A 15,623-nucleotide genomic window follows, 5' to 3' on the forward strand; every position below is an offset into this window, starting at 1 on the left:
TGTCCGGCTCACCTTTTTTTGAAACAGCAGATACGGCAGGTAATGGTGTAGCAGCCACCTGCTACCACCGACGCGAATTTCGGCGCTACCTATTGTGAATGGCGCATCTGACGATGGCAGTGTAGGCTTCGCCGCACATAAAAATGACCGTACCTGCGGCACCGCCAAGCTGACGAATCTGGGAGGATTCATGGTCGAGATCATCTCCAAGCGGGACGGCCCGCGTCGCGAGGATGTTCAGGTCAAGCGGCTGATCGAGCAGAACCGCTCGACCATCGTTCGACTTGCCGACCAGATCAGCGGCGGCGGCTATTCGGCTTCCAGGAAGCCACGCCAGCAACCCAAGGCTGAAGGCCTGATCATCCACGTTGGCGGCGGCGCGGCCACCGTGGCCGAGGCCAAGCCGTCCATCCGCGTCACCATGAATGGCCGTGTGATCTCCAAGGACCAGAATACCGGCCGCCAGCTGCATCATATAGGCGATATCCGCAATCGGGATGGAGAGCAGATCTTCGTTCTGGGAACAAAGCAGAACGGCTTTTTCTCGCCGGTCGACGAAGCCATCGGCGAGGCGCTCACCGAGTTGGACGGGTCCCGGCTGACCGCGACTTACACCGAGGAGCAGCTTGCAGCCGATATCGGCGCGAAACTCGGCATCGACTGACGGCAGGCTGTTGGGCGTCGCTGAGCATGCCCAATCCGCGACAGCATACAGAAATGGCATACCTCAAAAGGTACTGTGATGGCTGAATGAGACACGCGAACGGCCCCAATCAGATGAAGACAAAGGCTATTCCGGCGCGTGCGTCGATGGCCACCGGACAGTTGGTTCTGGACAACGTCGACTATGACGAGCGCGCCACCATGCGCGCCTGGGAAAGTTTTCTGGCTGACGCGCCGAAGTGCGCCCGCGATCCGGTCCATGTCCGCTCGCTGATCCACGATTCCTGGTATCGCAGCGCCACCGGCGGCATCGACGCTCAAGGCATCGAGGCACCGCTCTCCAGCGACCGTGACGAGATCGAATATCTGACCCGCGCCAACGCCGAGCTGCTTTCGGCGGCGCGGCGATCGTTTGCCTCCCTTGGCCCGTTGCTGGAGGGGACGGGAGCCATGCTGGTGCTCGCCGACAGCGACGGCGTGCTCATCGACGCGATCGGCGACAAGAAGACCCTGCATAACGGCCAGGACATTCATCTGGGCATCGGCGGCAAATGGAACGAGGATGCCGTTGGAACCAATGGCATCGGCACCGCGCTGTGGACTGGAGAGCCGATTTTCGTCCATGCCGCCGAACATTTCTGCGCCGGCATCAAATCCTGGACCTGCGCCGGCGCGCCGATCCGCGATCCCCTGGACGGCAAGATCATCGGCGTTGTCGACCTGTCGGGCTATTCGCCGATCTTCCGGCCGCACAACACGGCGCTGGTCGCGGCCACCGCCAGGCAGATCGAAAAGGCCCTGGCCGAACAGCAGCAGGAACAGCGCACGCGCCTACTCGAAGCCTTCATTTCCTCGGCACCCAGCTACCGCCGCAAAGATGGGTTGGTGATTGTCGATCATCGCGGCCGCGCGATCTTCTGCAACAACGTGCCCAATGGCGACACGACAGAGATGATGGACGGCCCGATGGAACCGGGGCGTGGTCGATGGCTGATGAACCTGCCGGCCTCCGGCTCCGACAGCGATCTCGCCAACGCGCTGCCGGCGCATCTGCGATCCTGCCATGTCACACCGCTGAAGCTTGACGGCGATCTTCGTGGCGCGGCCCTGGTGTTTCCATCGGTGCCGGCCGTCTCGAGCATGACGGTGATCCGCCGAGAAGAAAACAAGCATCTGCGGACAGCCGCGGCGATGATCGTCGGCGAAAGCGAGAAATTGCTGGCTGCCGTCGATGTCGCCTCCCGGGTGGCCGGCTCGAACGGTGTCACCTCGTTGCTGATAGAAGGCGAAACGGGCGTCGGAAAAGAGCTGTTTGCCCGGCTTGTCCATGCCGGCAGCCGACGCACCGAAAACGACCCTTTCATTGCCATGAACTGTGGCGCGATCACCAAGGAACTGTTCGGCAGCGAATTGTTCGGTCACGTCGGCGGCGCCTTCACCGGAGCTTCGCGCGAGGGCAAGCCGGGCATCTTCGAACTCGCCAATGGCGGCGTGCTCAGCCTTGACGAAATCGGCGAGTTGCCGCTCGAGATCCAGCCCTTCCTGTTGCGTGTCCTGGAAGAACGTGTCGTCCACCGCATCGGCGATTCCAGGGGCCGGCCGGTGGATGTGCGGCTGGTCGCCTCGACCAACCGCGACCTCAAGCAGGAAGTGGCGGCCGGGCGCTTCCGCAGCGATCTCTATTACCGCATCGGCGCGGTTTCGATCCATGTGCCGGCGTTGCGTGAACGCGGCGACGACGTTCTGCTGCTGGTCGAGCATTTCAACCGGCGGATCGCGAAGCTGGCGGGCAACGACCCGCTGGAGTTTTCAAACGACGCCCTCGACGCGCTGCTGGCCTATCGCTGGCCGGGAAATGTGCGCGAATTGAAGAACCTGGTCGAGCGCCTGCATATACTGGCGCGCGGCGGCACGATCGAACTCCAGGACCTTCCCGGGGAAATCAGTGCGGGCAATCGCGACGCAATAGCCATGCATGGCGACCATCCCGCGACCATGCTCGAAGCACCTGTATGCACCTTCGAGGATGCCGAACGCCAGGCGATCAAGAATGCGCTTGTCGCGGAGAGCGGCAATCTCAGCAAGGTTGCGCTGAGGCTCGGCATTTCGCGGCCGACGCTCTATCGCAAGCTCGGCCAGTACGGCATCCGGCGCGGGTTCCTCTGACACGCAGCAAAAAGAAGAACCCCACGGCATTCGCGCCATGGGGTTGGGGGAATTGCGGCTGATGGATCGGACTGGCGACTGGCCTGCGCCCGCATTCCGGCCGGGCGTCAGGGAACGATGACGCCGCGCCCGGTGAACCGCCGGTTCTTGAAATCGTCGAGTGCGGTGTTGATGCTGGCGAGATTGTATTCGGTGTAGTGCATCTTCACCTTGCCGTCGGCGTTGAGTTCCATCAGTTCGACAAGCTCGGTGAAATTGCCGACCAGGCTGCCGCCGATGTTGATCTCCTCGATGACGAGATGCGCGGTCGGCACATTGATGTTGCCGCCATAGCCGACGACAAACAATTGTCCGCCCTTGCGCACCATCTTCCAGCAGATGTTCTCGACGCCGAGTTCGCCGACGAAGTCAATGACCACATGCGCGCCGCCGCCGGTGATCTGGCTGACCTCCTCGACGACGTTTGGCCCGCCATCAAGGATGAAGTCGGCACCGAGATCCTTGGCCAGCACCCGTGCCGCCGGTTCTCGATCGACGGCGATGATGCGGCAACCCGAGATCGCGTGCAGCGATTGCAGCGCGATGTGGCCGAGCCCGCCTATGCCGAGCAGCACGCAGTAACTCCCCGGCCGTAGCAGCTTGGCGGCGCGTTTGGCGGCGCGGTAGGCGGTGATGCCGGCATCGGCCAGCGGCGCCACCTCGATCGGCGTGATGTTGGCGTTGAGCTTGATCAGCGAGCGTTCGCTGGTGATGAAGTATTCGGCGAAGCCGCCATTCATGCCAAGGCCGGGGAATTGACCGTTGTCGCAATACATGTCCTCGCCATGGCGACAGTTGAGGCAGATGCCGCATGAGCGGAAAGGATGGCAGATCACCGCATCGCCGCGCTTGACCGATTTGACGCCGCTGCCGACCTCTTCGACCCAGCCGGCATTTTCGTGACCCATGATGTAGGGCAAAAGCGTGCCCTCGGGGTCCATGGTCGGCTTCCAAACACCCTCGATGATGTGCAGGTCGGTGCGACAGAGACCGGCGGCGCCGACCCGTACGATCACCTCGTCGGGCGCGGTGATTGTCGGCGCCTTGACCTCCTCGATCTTGAGCTGGACGTTCATCTTCGGGTCGTATTCGTAGAGTCTGGCAGCTTTCATGGTCGTATCCTTCAACGTCGAGATTGTCTGGATTGCTTCAGGCGCGGCCGAGCTTTTCCGAGCCGCCGCCACGCGCCGGACCGGCCGTCGGATCCTCATCCTCGGCGAGGTCGCCAATCAGCGTCTCGGTGGTCAGGATCAGCGTCGCCACCGACGCCGCGTTGGCGAGCGCGGTGTAGGTGACACGAACCGGATCGATGATCCCTGCCTCGAACATGTTCTGATAGGCGCCGGTCGATGCGTTGTAGCCGTAGCCGCCGTTGATGCGTGTGACCTCGATCACCACGGCTTCGGGATCGGCGCCGGCATTGGCGGCGATGCGCCAGAGCGGTCGCGTCAGGACCGAGCGCACCAGGCGCACGCCCTCGGCGACGTCGCCGTCGACCCCGGCCGCCACCTTGTCGAGCAACGGCGCGATCTGTGCGAGTGCCGAGCCGCCGCCGGCGACCACACCCTCTTCGGATGCGGCGCGCACCGCATTCAAGGAATCCTCGATCAGCTGGATGGTCCGCTTCTGCTCGACCGGCGTGACGCCGCCGGCATAGAGGATCGCGGTGCCGCCCGAGAGCTTGGCCAGGCGTTCGCGCAGCTTGTCCTGGTCGATGTTCGGCTGCGAGGCTTCATACTGCCGCTGGACCTGAGCGCGGCGCGAGGCGATCGCCGCATGGTCGCCGCCGCCGCGAATGATCGAGGTGTAGGACGAACTGGTCTTCACCCGGTCGGCGGTGCCGAGATCCTCGGCGGTGACATCCTCGAGCCGGCCGCCGAGATCGCGCGCGATCACCTTGCCGCCGGTGATGATGGCCAGATCCTCCATCATCGCCTTGCGCCAATGGCCATATTCCGGCGGATGAACGACGAGGTATCGTCCCGGCCCCTGCTTGCCGAGCAGCGTCACCACCACTTCCGGCGACATCTCCTCCGATACGATCAGCAAAGGCCGGCCATTCTCGTTGGCAATGCGGCGAACCGCATCGAGCTGTCCCGGCTCCTTGATCTTGAGGTCGGTCATCAGGATGTAGGGCCGATCGAGAACCGCCTCCATCTTCTCCTGATCGGTCACCATGTGATGCGAGAGATAGCCGCGTTCGAAGGACATGCCTTCGACGACGTCGAGCGTGGTCTCGGTGGTAACGCTGAAATCGGTGGTGATGACGCCTTCGGCACCCACCCGCTGATGCGCCTCCGCCACCAGGGCGCCAAGCTTGGCGTTGGTCGCCGCGATGTTGGCGACCGACGCCAGGATACCGTTGCCCTTGGCGGGTTTGGCGGAAGTCTTGAGCGCGGCGACCACCGCCGCCACGGCAAGGTCGATGCCCTTGCACAGATCGACGGATTTCACCCCGCGCTCGTTCGCTTCGACGCCGCCCTGGATCAGCGCATTGGCGAGCACGATGGCCGTCGTGGTGCCATCGCCGGCGACCTCGTTGGTCTGCATCGATACTTCGCGGACGACTTGCGCGCCCATGTTTTCGAAACGGTCGTGCAGCTCGATCTCGGAGGCGATGCTGACACCGTCGCGGGTCACCATCGGCGTGCCGATCGGCCGGTCGATCATGGCGTTCATGCCTTTGGGGCCGAGCGTCGGCTCGACGGCGGCGGCGAGCCGGAAGACGCCACGGGCGAGAGCGCGGCGGGCTTCGGAATTATGAAGCATTATCTTGGGCATGGTTCCTCCTTCCGCCTTACGGGGGGGTTGTTGGTTAGGGGCCTCGTGCAAGGGAGGCCGTTGCTGTCGGCTCTGCTTCAGGCGGTTGGTGCGACTCGCACCGGAACGCGATCCATGATGAAATCGACCAACGTTGGTTCGCCGTCGACCACATCCAGTTCCTTGTACCTGGTCTGCTTGAGTCCCCGGCACAGCGCGCCGTTGAACTCCATGTTGATGCGCACACCGCGCAATTCGGCGAGGTAGGCGCTGAGCGCGGCAGGCGGTACGGGTCGCCCTTCCCAGGTCACGAAGACGGGTTCGTCCGCCCTGCGGCCGGGAAAACGCTCGAGCAGGGCCGCCCGGTATCTCGGCTTCTGTTTGGCTGCCTCGCCCGGCTCGAAACGCGCGACGTCATATGCCGGCAGGTCCATGCCGAGGATTTCGCGATCGGTGAGACCGTGCGCCTTGAGGCCGCGCAGAAGTGCCTCCTGTCGCCGCTTGAAGGCCTTCATCGCGAAGGTTTCGCGCAAGGCGCCGAGATCCTGATCCTCGGCAAGCACGGCGAAGATGTCGCCGAACGCCTTGCCGGCCTCCATGCCGCGATTGACCTCTTCGGCGAACATGTGATCGTGCAGCTTGACGCGATAGGCCGGTGACCAGGAAAGCTGGTCGAGTGCCTTGCGCACACCGTCCAGCATCAGGAACGCGAAGTTGGGCGAGCACCAGTAGGTTGGCAGCCGGAAATCTATCTCCACGCTGCCATCGCCCTTCACCTCGCCCCGCTCAACGAAACCCATCTCGGTGATGGGTTCGTCGAGTTCAGGGTCATTGACCTCCCCAAGGCGCCGCCAGAGTTCCTTCTGGCGGTCGCCGGAAACGGTGGCGGTTGCCATGGCCCCTACTCCGCCGCGATGCTGAAGGGCGAGCTGGCGAGCGCCTTCTTCTTGGCTTCGATATCGATGTTGTAGAGACGAGCCGCGTTGAGGCCGAGGATCTTCTCCTTGATCTCGTCGGTCAGCTGCACGCCCCGTTCGGCGGCGATGTCCTGCGGGATCTGGTAGGCCCAGAATTTCTCGACCAGCCAGCGCGGCGTCCAGATCGCGTAGTCCGAGCCGAACAGGATCTTCTCCGGCCCGAGCCAGAACAGAAGCTCGGCGATGACCTCGCCGAAATAGCGCGGGCGTGCGTGGATGAAGGGCAGTGCCACCGCCAAGCCGCCATAGACGTTGGTTTCCTGCGTCGCGATCCAGCAGAAATCGTCGAGGCGCGGCAGGCCGCAATGCTCGATGATCCAGTTGAGGCCCTGGAAATCCGTCGCCGCATGGTCGACGTCATGAACGTCGAACGCATCCTTCGAGAGCGGCAGGATCGTCGGGCCCTTGTGGACGTGGATGTTCCTGATGCCGAGCTTGTCGCAGAGCTCGAAGCATTTGTAGGCATCGGGATCGGTGAGCTTCCAGCCCTTGGAGGCGCCGTTCCACTCGGCCGTGTACATCTTCACGCCCTTGACGTTGTAGGTCTCCTTGAGGAAGTGGATGTATTCCAGCGCCTTCTCGCCATCGCGCGGATCGAAGGCGCCGTTGACGATGAACCGCTCGGGATAGCGCTTGGCCACCTCGGCATTGCGCTCGATCGTGTTGAAGCCGTTCTTGTAGAAGTCCTTGAGATAGGTCGACTGGACGATCGCCACATCGTCGGGACCGTCGATGAACAGGTCGCGATAGAGATCATCGGCGCTGTATTTCTCGAACTTGCTCTTCTCCCACAGCTGCTCCTTCGGACTCAAGCCCGTGTGGTAGGCATAGAAGCACTCGATGAACTGCTTGCCGTGGATGTTCTTCTGGTTTTCCGGGCTGCCGTCCCAGAAATGGGTGTGGCCGTCGACTATGAAGATGTCCTTGCCTTCCGGTGTTCTGTACATGTTTTCCTCCGCAGCAATCGCGTTGATGGGTTGGGCGCGCCGCACCCGGCGGCGCGCCGGATTTTTTGGCGATGGCTATTCGATGTATTCGAACATCTCGTCCATGTTGCCGAACAGGATCACGGTGTTGTCGTCGACCCGAACCATGCGGCCGTAATGGGTGGAGGTATTGACCTCGAAGGTCTCGGCCGACATCTCGCGGCCGAGATATTCGCCGATCGCGTCCATCTTGAAGATCAGCTTGCCGTCGCCGTCGATGCGGATCAGTGCCGGCTGATAAGTGATGGTCACCCCAGGCTTCTGACCCATGAATTCGGCGATGGCGCGTGCCTCGACCGAGTCGTTCATGGTGACGCCGCACTGATGCGAAATCGTCTGCTCGAAGGTGATATCCTTCATCGCCTTGAAGATGTTGGAATGCGTTGCGTCGCGTGCAGATAGTGACATGACGATTTTCTCCTGTTTCAGCGCTTGAGGCCGAGTTCGCCGAGGATCTGGCCAATCCGCTCCTCGGATTTGGCACGGACATCGACGAATGCGACGGGCTTGGAATGCGGCATCGACCAGATCGGCTGCAGGCCGGTGGCTGCCTTGTCGGCGAGTGCGCCGTGCTTCTTGACCCAGCCCTGGAAGAGCTTCTTGTTCGCCGCGCCGTATTTCTCGTCGTTGGCGAGCATGTGGATCAGGTCGATCGTGTTGGCGAGGTTGCGCTCGTAGTCCGCCTCGGCCGCCGAGATCACCGCGGGCGTAATGAAGTCATGGTTGGCGGCGGCGATCTGCATCAGGAAACCGGAGCGGAACGCCTCGCCAACCAGCGGCTCGAAGACGATGTTGATGGCGAAATACTGCTCGAGATAATCGGTCGCGCCCATGATGGTCTCGATCGCTTCGCGCGTGCCCTGCCAGTTCTTGTCCTCGAGCCAGGCCTTCTTGCCGAGTTCGTCGTCCCAGCCCGGCAGGTCCATGCCGATCTCGGCAAGGTAGAGCGTGATATCCTGGGCAAGCCGCAGCTTGTAGGACGAGTTGGTCAGCGTCGCGTTGTTGATCATCTGGGTGTAGCCGTAACGCTGCGCCTGCATCAGCGAGGTGCCGAGCCCGAATTCGGCATGTTTCCAGGCGCCGAGCTGCGTCTGCAGGATCTTGACCCAGGCCTTGTCGAAGGTCTTCGGCGCACCCGACTTGCGGGCATTGTTGATGACGCTCTGCACCATCGTCTCGATCTTCGACTGGCGCTGGTAGTGCGTGCGCTCCCACTCCTGGTCAGGGGCGCGGAAGGCATGCCAGTTGGAGCTCTGGGCGGCGGTGTTCTGCTTGACATAGGCGCCCTTGCCGTCGGCGAAGGAGATGATCCAGTCCTGGATCAGGTAGCGTTCCGGATCGGGCTGAACGTCGACCGTCATGTCCTCGTAGTGTGTGGCACGCTGGCCTTTCGGCTCGAAGTACCGGTATTTCCGGCTGTCGGAGTCGGCGAAGATCGCGGCACCAGCGGCTCCGGAACCGACTGAACTCGAGGTTGCAGGCATAGTCTCTCTCCCTTGTTGCAGTTGTGGTTGGCTTGGCACGACCGCCCTCAATGGGCCGACGTTGCGCCTGCCGATGTGGTGAACTTGTCGAAGAAGATCCGCTCGGTCTCGAAGCCGTTCATGAACAGCACCGGCTGCAGCGCATCGATCATCGGCGGCGGGCCGCAGGCATGGACATCGCCCTGCCCGTCGACCGCCAGTTGCTTGAGCTTGGCATCGACACTCTGGTGCACGAAGCCACGCTCGCCTTGCCATTCGGCGTCGTCATTGGCGTGCGACAGCACGGGAATGAAGGTGACGTCGGAATGATTGCCGACCAGCTCGGCGATCCTGTCGAGATAGAACAGGTCGCTGCGGGTGCGGGCGCCGTAGAAGAAATAGACCGGACGTTTCTCGCCGCTCTTCAGGTGGTCGTTGAGGATCGACCAGATCGGCGACATGCCCGATCCGGCCCCGACCAGGATCAGTGGTCCTTGCCGTTCGTTGCGGCGGAAGCAGGTTCCGTAGGGTCCGACGACGGTGACTTCGGCTCCGGCCCTGATGCCTCCGGAATCGAGTTCTCCCGAGAACTTTCCTTCGGGGTATTTTTTGATGATGAAGGAGAGTTTTTGGGTTTGGTCCGGCGTATTTGCCATGGAGAACGAGCGCGTAATCGTCTCCCCTTTTTGCGTGGTAACCGTGATGTCGACATATTGCCCCGCCCAAAACTTCATCGGCGAGCCGAGTTCGATCTCGATGCCGCGAATGTCGTGGGTCAGCTGCTCGATGCGAGCAATCCGGCCCTTGTACGTTTTAACGGCAATCGCCTTCGCCAGAATCTCCTCGTCGTAGTTGAGAAGCTCGACTTCCAGGTCGGAGTAGGCGATGCAACGGCACAACAGGACGTGCCCGCTTTCCTTCTCCATGTCGTTCAGCGCGAAGGTCGAATATTTCAGCATGTCGACTTCGCCTTCGAGCAACACGCTTTTGCAGGCCGAGCACTGCCCTTCCTTGCAGCCGTGCGGCAGCGCGATGCCCTGACGAAACGCGGCGTTGAGCACCGTTTCGCCATTCTCGACATCGAACTCGACACCGACTGGGCTGAGCCTGACCGTGTGGGTTTCCGACATACGGACCTCCAGTGAAAGCAAGGGGCGGGACGAACCCGCCCCCTGGCCTGATCAGTTGCAGGGATTGATGGTGAAGCCGGCCCGGTATTCGGCCAGATGCTTCTCACGGTCCGCGGGCGACATGGCACGCAGGGCGTTGAGCGGCGATCCGAGCGTGTTGCCGCGCACATCGTCAAGCGTCCACATCTCCTTGTCGTCGAAGCGCAGATGCGGTTGTGGAACCAGCGTCTTGCCGTCGGAGCGGACGAAGTTCAGGTCCTTGATGGCATCAGCCAGGTCCCAGCCGTCATAGAGCGTCTCCCACTCGCGCTTGCCGCTGAAGCGGCCCATCGCCGGCGTCGGACGGCCCTCATACTCGTCGTTGAAGGCGACCATCGTGGTCCAGCGGTCGAGCTCGTGAGCGAATGTGTAGAGTTCGCCGTTGATCTCGCCGACCACCATGTCCTCGCGGATCAGGCAGGGGACGAGGCAGGACCAGCAGCGGTGCGGATAGACGTAGCCGACGTCGCTGTTGAACAGCAGCACCTTCTCGCCCTTGTGGCTGAGCTTGGCGTACCATTTCCAGAAGTCGCCGAATTCGGCGTACCAGCCCGGATACTTGTGCTCGAACCACTCGAAGTCCTTGTCGGTCTGGGCCTCGATGCGCCAGAAATTGACGGGCCAGCCGACCGCGAAGAACTGCCCGACCTTGTGGACGTAGTTCTTCTTGGTGATGCGCTCCCAAGCCGCCTGGACGTCGTCGTGATGGACCTTGATGCCGTATTTCTCAAGCGGCAGCATGTAGGTGCGATAGTAGTCCTCATAGATCCAGCGGTGCCACATTTCCGCGTAGGACTCCTTGTTCTTGTCGCGGTTGGTGGTGCCGTATTCGATGAAGGTGCCGATGGCGGCATCGACGATCGCGTGGTTCTGCCAGAAGGCGTAGCGCAGGTCGCGTTCAAGCAGCAGATGGTTCTCAGGCTCCTTGAGCGCCGCCATCAGCAGCGAATGGCCATTGCCGATATGCCGGCTCTCGTCGGACTGCACCGACAGGAAGACGGTCGGCAGGGCGTAGTCACCGTTGCGGGCGGCCTCCGAAGGCATGGCGACGAACAGTGTGTTGGTGAAGGCGGTCTCGGCCACCACGGTCAGGTACATGCAGGCGGCGGTCATCGTGTCACCGGTGATGAAGCCTTCGGCGAACTGCCGGCCGATGGTGGTGGCATAGCACTTTCCGAAGGCTTCCTCGGTGATGTCGAAGCCGGCCGGATCGATGTAGTTCTCCATGTACCATTTCTTCAGATTCATCTGGATCGTCGAGTGACGGAACTCGTCGATCATCTGCATGGTGAAGCCGGTTCTGAGTTCCTCGCCGGGCGCGATGCGGGCAACCATCGCCATCGATCGGGCGGCGGAGATTTCCGGGAAGGGAATGATGGCCAGGAAGAGCTTCATCCACTCGACCCAGCGCGGTTCGACGTTGCGGAACATGTCGCCGCGCAATGCCGCGTCGAGCGCTCCATAGACGCGGTTGTCCTTCTCTTCCTGCATCGGGAAATAGGACCGCAAAACCTGTTTCATCGGGTCGCGCGGCGTCTTGTTGATCTTGTAGTCGGTCGGAAACGTCATCGCTTCCTGCACGTAGGAAGGATTCCAGCCGAGGTCGGCAATCTTCTTGGTCGCCTCGCCGACGGAGATTCCGCGCTGCGAGGTAATCTTGTTGAGCGTCAGAGACGTCATGGTCATAAGCCTCCACCAGGTTTGAGCCGCGGGTCCCTTGACCCCGGCATGAAGCGGCACAAAACGCCGCCAGTGAGAGTGCGAACGGCATGACAAGGGGTCGCGCATCGAGGCGCGACTCATGGTCCAGCCATTCAAGTGGATCGCGGCAAAGGTTCTCGAGGCGTTTGCAGAAACCCGCGGCGCCAACCGCATGTGCGGTGGGCGTATCGAAGCGGAATGCGTCTCTGCTTCCTCCGTTCCTTCGTTCTTTTGGCACCGCGCCAAGCGCGATGGGCTTCTTATGAAAATGAGCAAAGCAAGCAGCGTGCCAGTTCCGGAATAGCACTCATGGCCGGGACTGAAAACAAGATCGCGACCCCTTCGGCGCGCAACCCCGAATTCGAATGTAACGTTTCTTTACACCTGTAACTTACGGCTGTAATATTTGGCGTGTATATTCGCACTCGCAACATATTTAGTTAGCAATTGCAGCAAATATCAAAATCAACATCACCTGTTTAATTATTCGTCTTTCTCTATTATTTGAAAGCCACAGCCCATCGACGGGCTTCGCGCTGGAGAAAGACCATGCCGAACGATGAAGACAGAAACGGGCCGCCCGGACCGATGTCCAGCCATGCCGACGGCATCGCCGGCGATCTTGTCAAGCTGATGCCCCGCGACCTGGTCTTCGTCATGCGTTTCATGGGCGAGAGCCAGCACCGCCTGCAGGCCCATTTCCAGGACTTCATCCGGGCCGAACTCACCGCCGGCGGCGTCACCTCGGAGACGCATCCGATGGTCCATCTGTTCATAGAAAGCCATGCGATCCTGTTGCGGGACTTCGTGTTTTCAGGTGTTTCGCTGACGCGTCAGTTCCGTGTCGAGGAGATCGAGCGCTTGACGGGCGACACGACGTCGATGATCCGCGTGGACATCTGGGACCAACTCAAAAGCCATATCGAAACGGCCGAAAAGCAGTTCCAGTCGCAGGCCGGCACGCTGCCCAGATTGCTCTCGGCTTTCGAAAAACCAGCCGGGCCTTTGGGGAGGGAAAAATGACCAAGGGATCCGAAACAGCCAGGCGTGGCGCGCTGCTTGCGCGCCGACTCGATCTTGTCGCCAGCGTCTCCGCTCTCACCGCGGAAGCGTTGCGGCTGAACCAGAAGCGCGCCGGCATCGAAATGGACGTGCTGCGCCTGGAGCTGGAAATCGGCAGAAGTGGGGCCAGTGCGCAACTGGTGCGGGACTTGCATGACGCAGAGCAGAGCGCGGCGGCAATCATGCAGGCATGCGCGGCGTGCGAGCAACGCATTGTCGCGGCCGAAGATGATGTCGATGACGTTGATCGCCGGCTTGCCGCAACGACGAACAAGGACTGATGGAGAGACAGCATGAACCAGCAGACGATGCAGAAGCTGACCTTGTTCGACCTCTTGGCGCGCACCTGGCAACGACCGTCGGCGATCGCGGAACTGCGCTTCAGCGCCGACGGATCTGCTATCGCTTTCACTTCGGTGGACGGAACCGTCGCCATTGCCGCGGTCGCGGACAACGAGCCGCCGGAAGCGCGGATCCGGGTGAGCAACGATCTCGGCCAGACGACGATCCGCCCCCGGGAAAAGCCCCCATTGCCATTGATTGCCACGGCGGCATTCGCGGAGGGCGATGTCCCGCTCGCCACCCATCCGCATTCCGGCTTTCTGGTTGGCGCGGCCAGCGGCGAGGTGCTGCATCTGAGCGCCGGCGGTGAAGTCGCGAATCCCCTGATCAGAATAGACGGGCCGATCGTCGCGATCGACCACAGCGCAAGGGCTGGCACGACAGCCGTCAGCAACGGGCATGATGTCTTCCTCTCGCAGAGCGAAAGCGGCACCACGCGACTGGAACGCGATGTGAAATCGTCGACGGATTGCCTTGCCTTCTCGCCAGGCGGCCGGCGCCTTGCCTTGGGCCTTGGCGAGGGGCTGTCGATCTGGGCGATCGAAGACGACGCGGCCCTGATACGCGATGTTTCCCTCCCGGCACGCCCGGTGTCGATCCGATGGAATCGTGACGGCACGTGGCTGGCCTGCGGGCTGGAGACAGGAGGCCTTGGCCTGGTCAGCATCGCCGGTGGCCAAGCTGACATCGTCGAGGGATTCCCCTCGCCTGTTCGGACCGTGTGCTGGAGCTCGCCGGCAAATGCGCTGTTTGCCTCGGGCGCGTTCCGGATCGCCGGCTGGTCGATGACAGCCCCGCCGGTTGGTGGCGAAACCTCGGGTGCATTGGAAACGGGTCGTGCCGGGCTGGTCCTGGTCGAGGTGGTGGCGGCACACCCGGAAAAGAAGCTGATCGCGGCCGGCTACGCCAATGGCCGCATCACCGTCGCCCAGGTCGGCATGCGTGACGAGCTCCTCGTCAGGCCGCTGGGCAGCGCGGTAACCGCGCTTGCCTGGTCGGGCGATGGTCGACATCTGGCGATAGGCGCCGTCGACGGCACCGCCGCGATCGTCACCTTCCCCGCGCAGATGTTCAAATAGCGGACGCTGTCCGCATGACACAGGAGGATGAAATGCAGACCGAACTCACCGCAGAGGACAAAAGCAAGGACGATTTTTTCGAACGGCTTGCCAATCTGTCGGAAGAAATGGTGGCCAAGCATGGCAAGGATTTCAGCATGGGCGCGCTGGTACTGGCCGCCCGCTGGATCGCCGAGAACCGCGTCGGCAAGCTAAAGACCAACTAGAGCAATTACAGGAAAGCGTGAATGGCTTCCCAGGGAATTGCGTAAAAACAAATAGCTGGAGCAGTTTGCCGTTTCCGTCAAATGGTGAACCGCCCCAGCCGGGGAAAGCGAAGGTCAGGGCAGTGACGTCGACCAGTCCCGGACGATCGGACGGCTTGCCGAAGCGTGGTCATCGAGCGCGGTTTTTATAGGCTTCAAGCTTCAGCAATCTTGCGCCTTCTTTATTCTCCGAACGATTTTATGGCTCTGAGTTAGAGCTATCATCTTGAATTACTTACTATTTCAACAGGCGACGCATGAGCGGGAAGTCCAAAAAATGTGTGCCCGGTCTCTGATTCACCTGCGCTCCAGCCCAAGCCCGAAACGGTGGAATCGTAAGCGCGCCAGAAGCCGCCCGATAAAGGCCCGCGCACTTATGGGTTGACAGGATGCCGCCGCGGCCTCTTGCGCACCGGGAGTGTCGAGTTGGGCCATGTTCCCACCTCGACCGGCTCAACAACGTCCGCGTCTTGATCCTTGACGGTCAATAATCGACGACGTCGCGGATGATCGGGCGGGTCATGCAGTGACCACCTCCACGTCCACGCCTGAGCTCGGCACCGGTGATGGTGATGACCTCGATGCCTTCCTTGCGAAGCAGCGTGTTGGTGTAGGTATTGCGATCATAGGCGAACACCACGCCTGGCGAGGCACAGACAAGGTCGGCGCCGCTGTCCCACTGGGCGCGCTCACGCATGTAGTCGTTGCCGCTGGTTTCAACGACGCGCATCCTTTTGAGACCAAGCGCATCACGCACCGTCTCGACGAAACTGCCCTTGTCCTTGTGGAGTTCGACGCCGCCCTTCCCGTCGGGGCGATAGGAGAATGCATCGATGCCATCGACGATGTCCGTATACAGCAGGACACAGTCATGATCGGCAAGGTGAACACCGTGTCGAGGTGCATCGCCGCGCGTAGCATGGGAATTGCTGCCACGTCAGATGCGCTCGGTCTATCCGATGATCCAAGAC

Annotated in this window: 15 protein-coding genes and 1 pseudogene; 7 read left to right on the forward strand and 9 right to left on the reverse strand. The window is 61.7% G+C overall.

Annotated elements, in window-relative coordinates:
• Window positions 1-190 precede the first annotated feature (190 nt).
• Both AC07SZ_RS25185 and AC07SZ_RS25190 read left to right on the forward strand, forming a co-directional pair.
• On the forward strand, window positions 191-664 hold the full coding sequence (locus AC07SZ_RS25185; protein ID WP_056565782.1) for a hypothetical protein: 474 nt from the start codon (window positions 191-193) through the stop codon (window positions 662-664).
• 86 nt (window positions 665-750) lie between these two features.
• Complete coding sequence (locus AC07SZ_RS25190) at window positions 751-2,829, forward strand: sigma-54-dependent Fis family transcriptional regulator (protein WP_056565027.1); 2,079 nt, start codon at window positions 751-753, stop codon at window positions 2,827-2,829.
• A gap of 107 nt (window positions 2,830-2,936) precedes the next feature.
• Here AC07SZ_RS25190 and AC07SZ_RS25195 read toward each other — a convergent pair whose 3' ends face one another.
• The 8 genes from AC07SZ_RS25195 to AC07SZ_RS25230 all read right to left on the reverse strand — a co-directional run bounded on the left by AC07SZ_RS25195 (window position 2,937) and on the right by AC07SZ_RS25230 (window position 11,909).
• Window positions 2,937-3,980: an NAD(P)-dependent alcohol dehydrogenase gene (locus AC07SZ_RS25195; protein WP_027045789.1), complete on the reverse strand. Its 1,044-nt coding sequence runs from the start codon at window positions 3,978-3,980 to the stop codon at window positions 2,937-2,939.
• Between the two features lie 37 nt (window positions 3,981-4,017).
• Window positions 4,018-5,649: a molecular chaperone GroEL gene (locus tag AC07SZ_RS25200; RefSeq protein WP_056565029.1), complete on the reverse strand. Its 1,632-nt coding sequence runs from the start codon at window positions 5,647-5,649 to the stop codon at window positions 4,018-4,020.
• A 77-nt stretch (window positions 5,650-5,726) separates the two neighbouring features.
• Complete coding sequence (locus AC07SZ_RS25205) at window positions 5,727-6,524, reverse strand: iron-sulfur cluster assembly protein (protein ID WP_056565031.1); 798 nt, start codon at window positions 6,522-6,524, stop codon at window positions 5,727-5,729.
• Between the two features lie 5 nt (window positions 6,525-6,529).
• Window positions 6,530-7,552: an amidohydrolase family protein gene (locus AC07SZ_RS25210; RefSeq protein WP_172351752.1), complete on the reverse strand. Its 1,023-nt coding sequence runs from the start codon at window positions 7,550-7,552 to the stop codon at window positions 6,530-6,532.
• A 75-nt stretch (window positions 7,553-7,627) separates the two neighbouring features.
• Window positions 7,628-7,999: an MmoB/DmpM family protein gene (locus AC07SZ_RS25215; RefSeq protein ID WP_056565037.1), complete on the reverse strand. Its 372-nt coding sequence runs from the start codon at window positions 7,997-7,999 to the stop codon at window positions 7,628-7,630.
• Between the two features lie 17 nt (window positions 8,000-8,016).
• A complete protein-coding gene (locus tag AC07SZ_RS25220) occupies window positions 8,017-9,075 on the reverse strand; it encodes an aromatic/alkene monooxygenase hydroxylase subunit beta (RefSeq protein ID WP_172374333.1) in 1,059 nt (352 codons plus the stop codon).
• A 47-nt stretch (window positions 9,076-9,122) separates the two neighbouring features.
• Complete coding sequence (locus AC07SZ_RS25225) at window positions 9,123-10,184, reverse strand: NADH:ubiquinone reductase (Na(+)-transporting) subunit F (protein ID WP_494916342.1); 1,062 nt, start codon at window positions 10,182-10,184, stop codon at window positions 9,123-9,125.
• Between the two features lie 51 nt (window positions 10,185-10,235).
• The gene (locus AC07SZ_RS25230; protein ID WP_196772366.1) at window positions 10,236-11,909 is read right to left on the reverse strand and encodes an aromatic/alkene/methane monooxygenase hydroxylase/oxygenase subunit alpha; all 1,674 of its coding nucleotides are present in this window, start codon (window positions 11,907-11,909) and stop codon (window positions 10,236-10,238) included.
• 115 nt (window positions 11,910-12,024) lie between these two features.
• Between AC07SZ_RS25230 and AC07SZ_RS25235 the strand changes: the two genes are divergently transcribed.
• The 5 genes from AC07SZ_RS25235 (at window position 12,025) to AC07SZ_RS25255 (ending at window position 14,613) form a co-directional block, all read left to right on the forward strand.
• Complete coding sequence (locus AC07SZ_RS25235) at window positions 12,025-12,228, forward strand: hypothetical protein (RefSeq protein ID WP_494916343.1); 204 nt, start codon at window positions 12,025-12,027, stop codon at window positions 12,226-12,228.
• Between the two features lie 245 nt (window positions 12,229-12,473).
• On the forward strand, window positions 12,474-12,947 hold the full coding sequence (locus tag AC07SZ_RS25240) for a hypothetical protein (protein ID WP_494916344.1): 474 nt from the start codon (window positions 12,474-12,476) through the stop codon (window positions 12,945-12,947).
• Window positions 12,944-13,267: a hypothetical protein gene (locus AC07SZ_RS25245; protein WP_056565051.1), complete on the forward strand. Its 324-nt coding sequence runs from the start codon at window positions 12,944-12,946 to the stop codon at window positions 13,265-13,267. Before AC07SZ_RS25240 ends, AC07SZ_RS25245 begins: the two co-directional genes overlap by 4 nt.
• A gap of 12 nt (window positions 13,268-13,279) precedes the next feature.
• Complete coding sequence (locus AC07SZ_RS25250; protein WP_494916345.1) at window positions 13,280-14,407, forward strand: WD40 repeat domain-containing protein; 1,128 nt, start codon at window positions 13,280-13,282, stop codon at window positions 14,405-14,407.
• A 32-nt stretch (window positions 14,408-14,439) separates the two neighbouring features.
• Window positions 14,440-14,613 (forward strand): hypothetical protein, encoded by a 174-nt coding sequence (locus tag AC07SZ_RS25255; protein ID WP_171883328.1) that lies wholly within the window; start codon window positions 14,440-14,442, stop codon window positions 14,611-14,613.
• A gap of 523 nt (window positions 14,614-15,136) precedes the next feature.
• Here AC07SZ_RS25255 and AC07SZ_RS25260 read toward each other — a convergent pair.
• Window positions 15,137-15,588, reverse strand: a pseudogene (locus tag AC07SZ_RS25260) (arginine deiminase family protein); the annotation flags it as partial.
• Window positions 15,589-15,623 lie beyond the last annotated feature (35 nt).

This window comes from Mesorhizobium sp. GW821-FHT07A06 (assembly GCF_059419085.1).

Coding starts and splice junctions, on each gene's coding strand:
- AC07SZ_RS25185 (WP_056565782.1), top strand. CDS start 191: ATGGTCGAGATCATCTCCAAGCGGGACGGCCCGCGTCGCGAGGATGTT.
- AC07SZ_RS25190 (WP_056565027.1), top strand. CDS start 751: ATGAGACACGCGAACGGCCCCAATCAGATGAAGACAAAGGCTATTCCG.
- AC07SZ_RS25195 (WP_027045789.1), bottom strand. CDS start 3,980: ATGAAAGCTGCCAGACTCTACGAATACGACCCGAAGATGAACGTCCAG.
- AC07SZ_RS25200 (WP_056565029.1), bottom strand. CDS start 5,649: ATGCCCAAGATAATGCTTCATAATTCCGAAGCCCGCCGCGCTCTCGCC.
- AC07SZ_RS25205 (WP_056565031.1), bottom strand. CDS start 6,524: ATGGCAACCGCCACCGTTTCCGGCGACCGCCAGAAGGAACTCTGGCGG.
- AC07SZ_RS25210 (WP_172351752.1), bottom strand. CDS start 7,552: ATGTACAGAACACCGGAAGGCAAGGACATCTTCATAGTCGACGGCCAC.
- AC07SZ_RS25215 (WP_056565037.1), bottom strand. CDS start 7,999: ATGTCACTATCTGCACGCGACGCAACGCATTCCAACATCTTCAAGGCG.
- AC07SZ_RS25220 (WP_172374333.1), bottom strand. CDS start 9,075: ATGCCTGCAACCTCGAGTTCAGTCGGTTCCGGAGCCGCTGGTGCCGCG.
- AC07SZ_RS25225 (WP_494916342.1), bottom strand. CDS start 10,184: ATGTCGGAAACCCACACGGTCAGGCTCAGCCCAGTCGGTGTCGAGTTC.
- AC07SZ_RS25230 (WP_196772366.1), bottom strand. CDS start 11,909: ATGACCATGACGTCTCTGACGCTCAACAAGATTACCTCGCAGCGCGGA.
- AC07SZ_RS25235 (WP_494916343.1), top strand. CDS start 12,025: ATGGTCCAGCCATTCAAGTGGATCGCGGCAAAGGTTCTCGAGGCGTTT.
- AC07SZ_RS25240 (WP_494916344.1), top strand. CDS start 12,474: ATGCCGAACGATGAAGACAGAAACGGGCCGCCCGGACCGATGTCCAGC.
- AC07SZ_RS25245 (WP_056565051.1), top strand. CDS start 12,944: ATGACCAAGGGATCCGAAACAGCCAGGCGTGGCGCGCTGCTTGCGCGC.
- AC07SZ_RS25250 (WP_494916345.1), top strand. CDS start 13,280: ATGAACCAGCAGACGATGCAGAAGCTGACCTTGTTCGACCTCTTGGCG.
- AC07SZ_RS25255 (WP_171883328.1), top strand. CDS start 14,440: ATGCAGACCGAACTCACCGCAGAGGACAAAAGCAAGGACGATTTTTTC.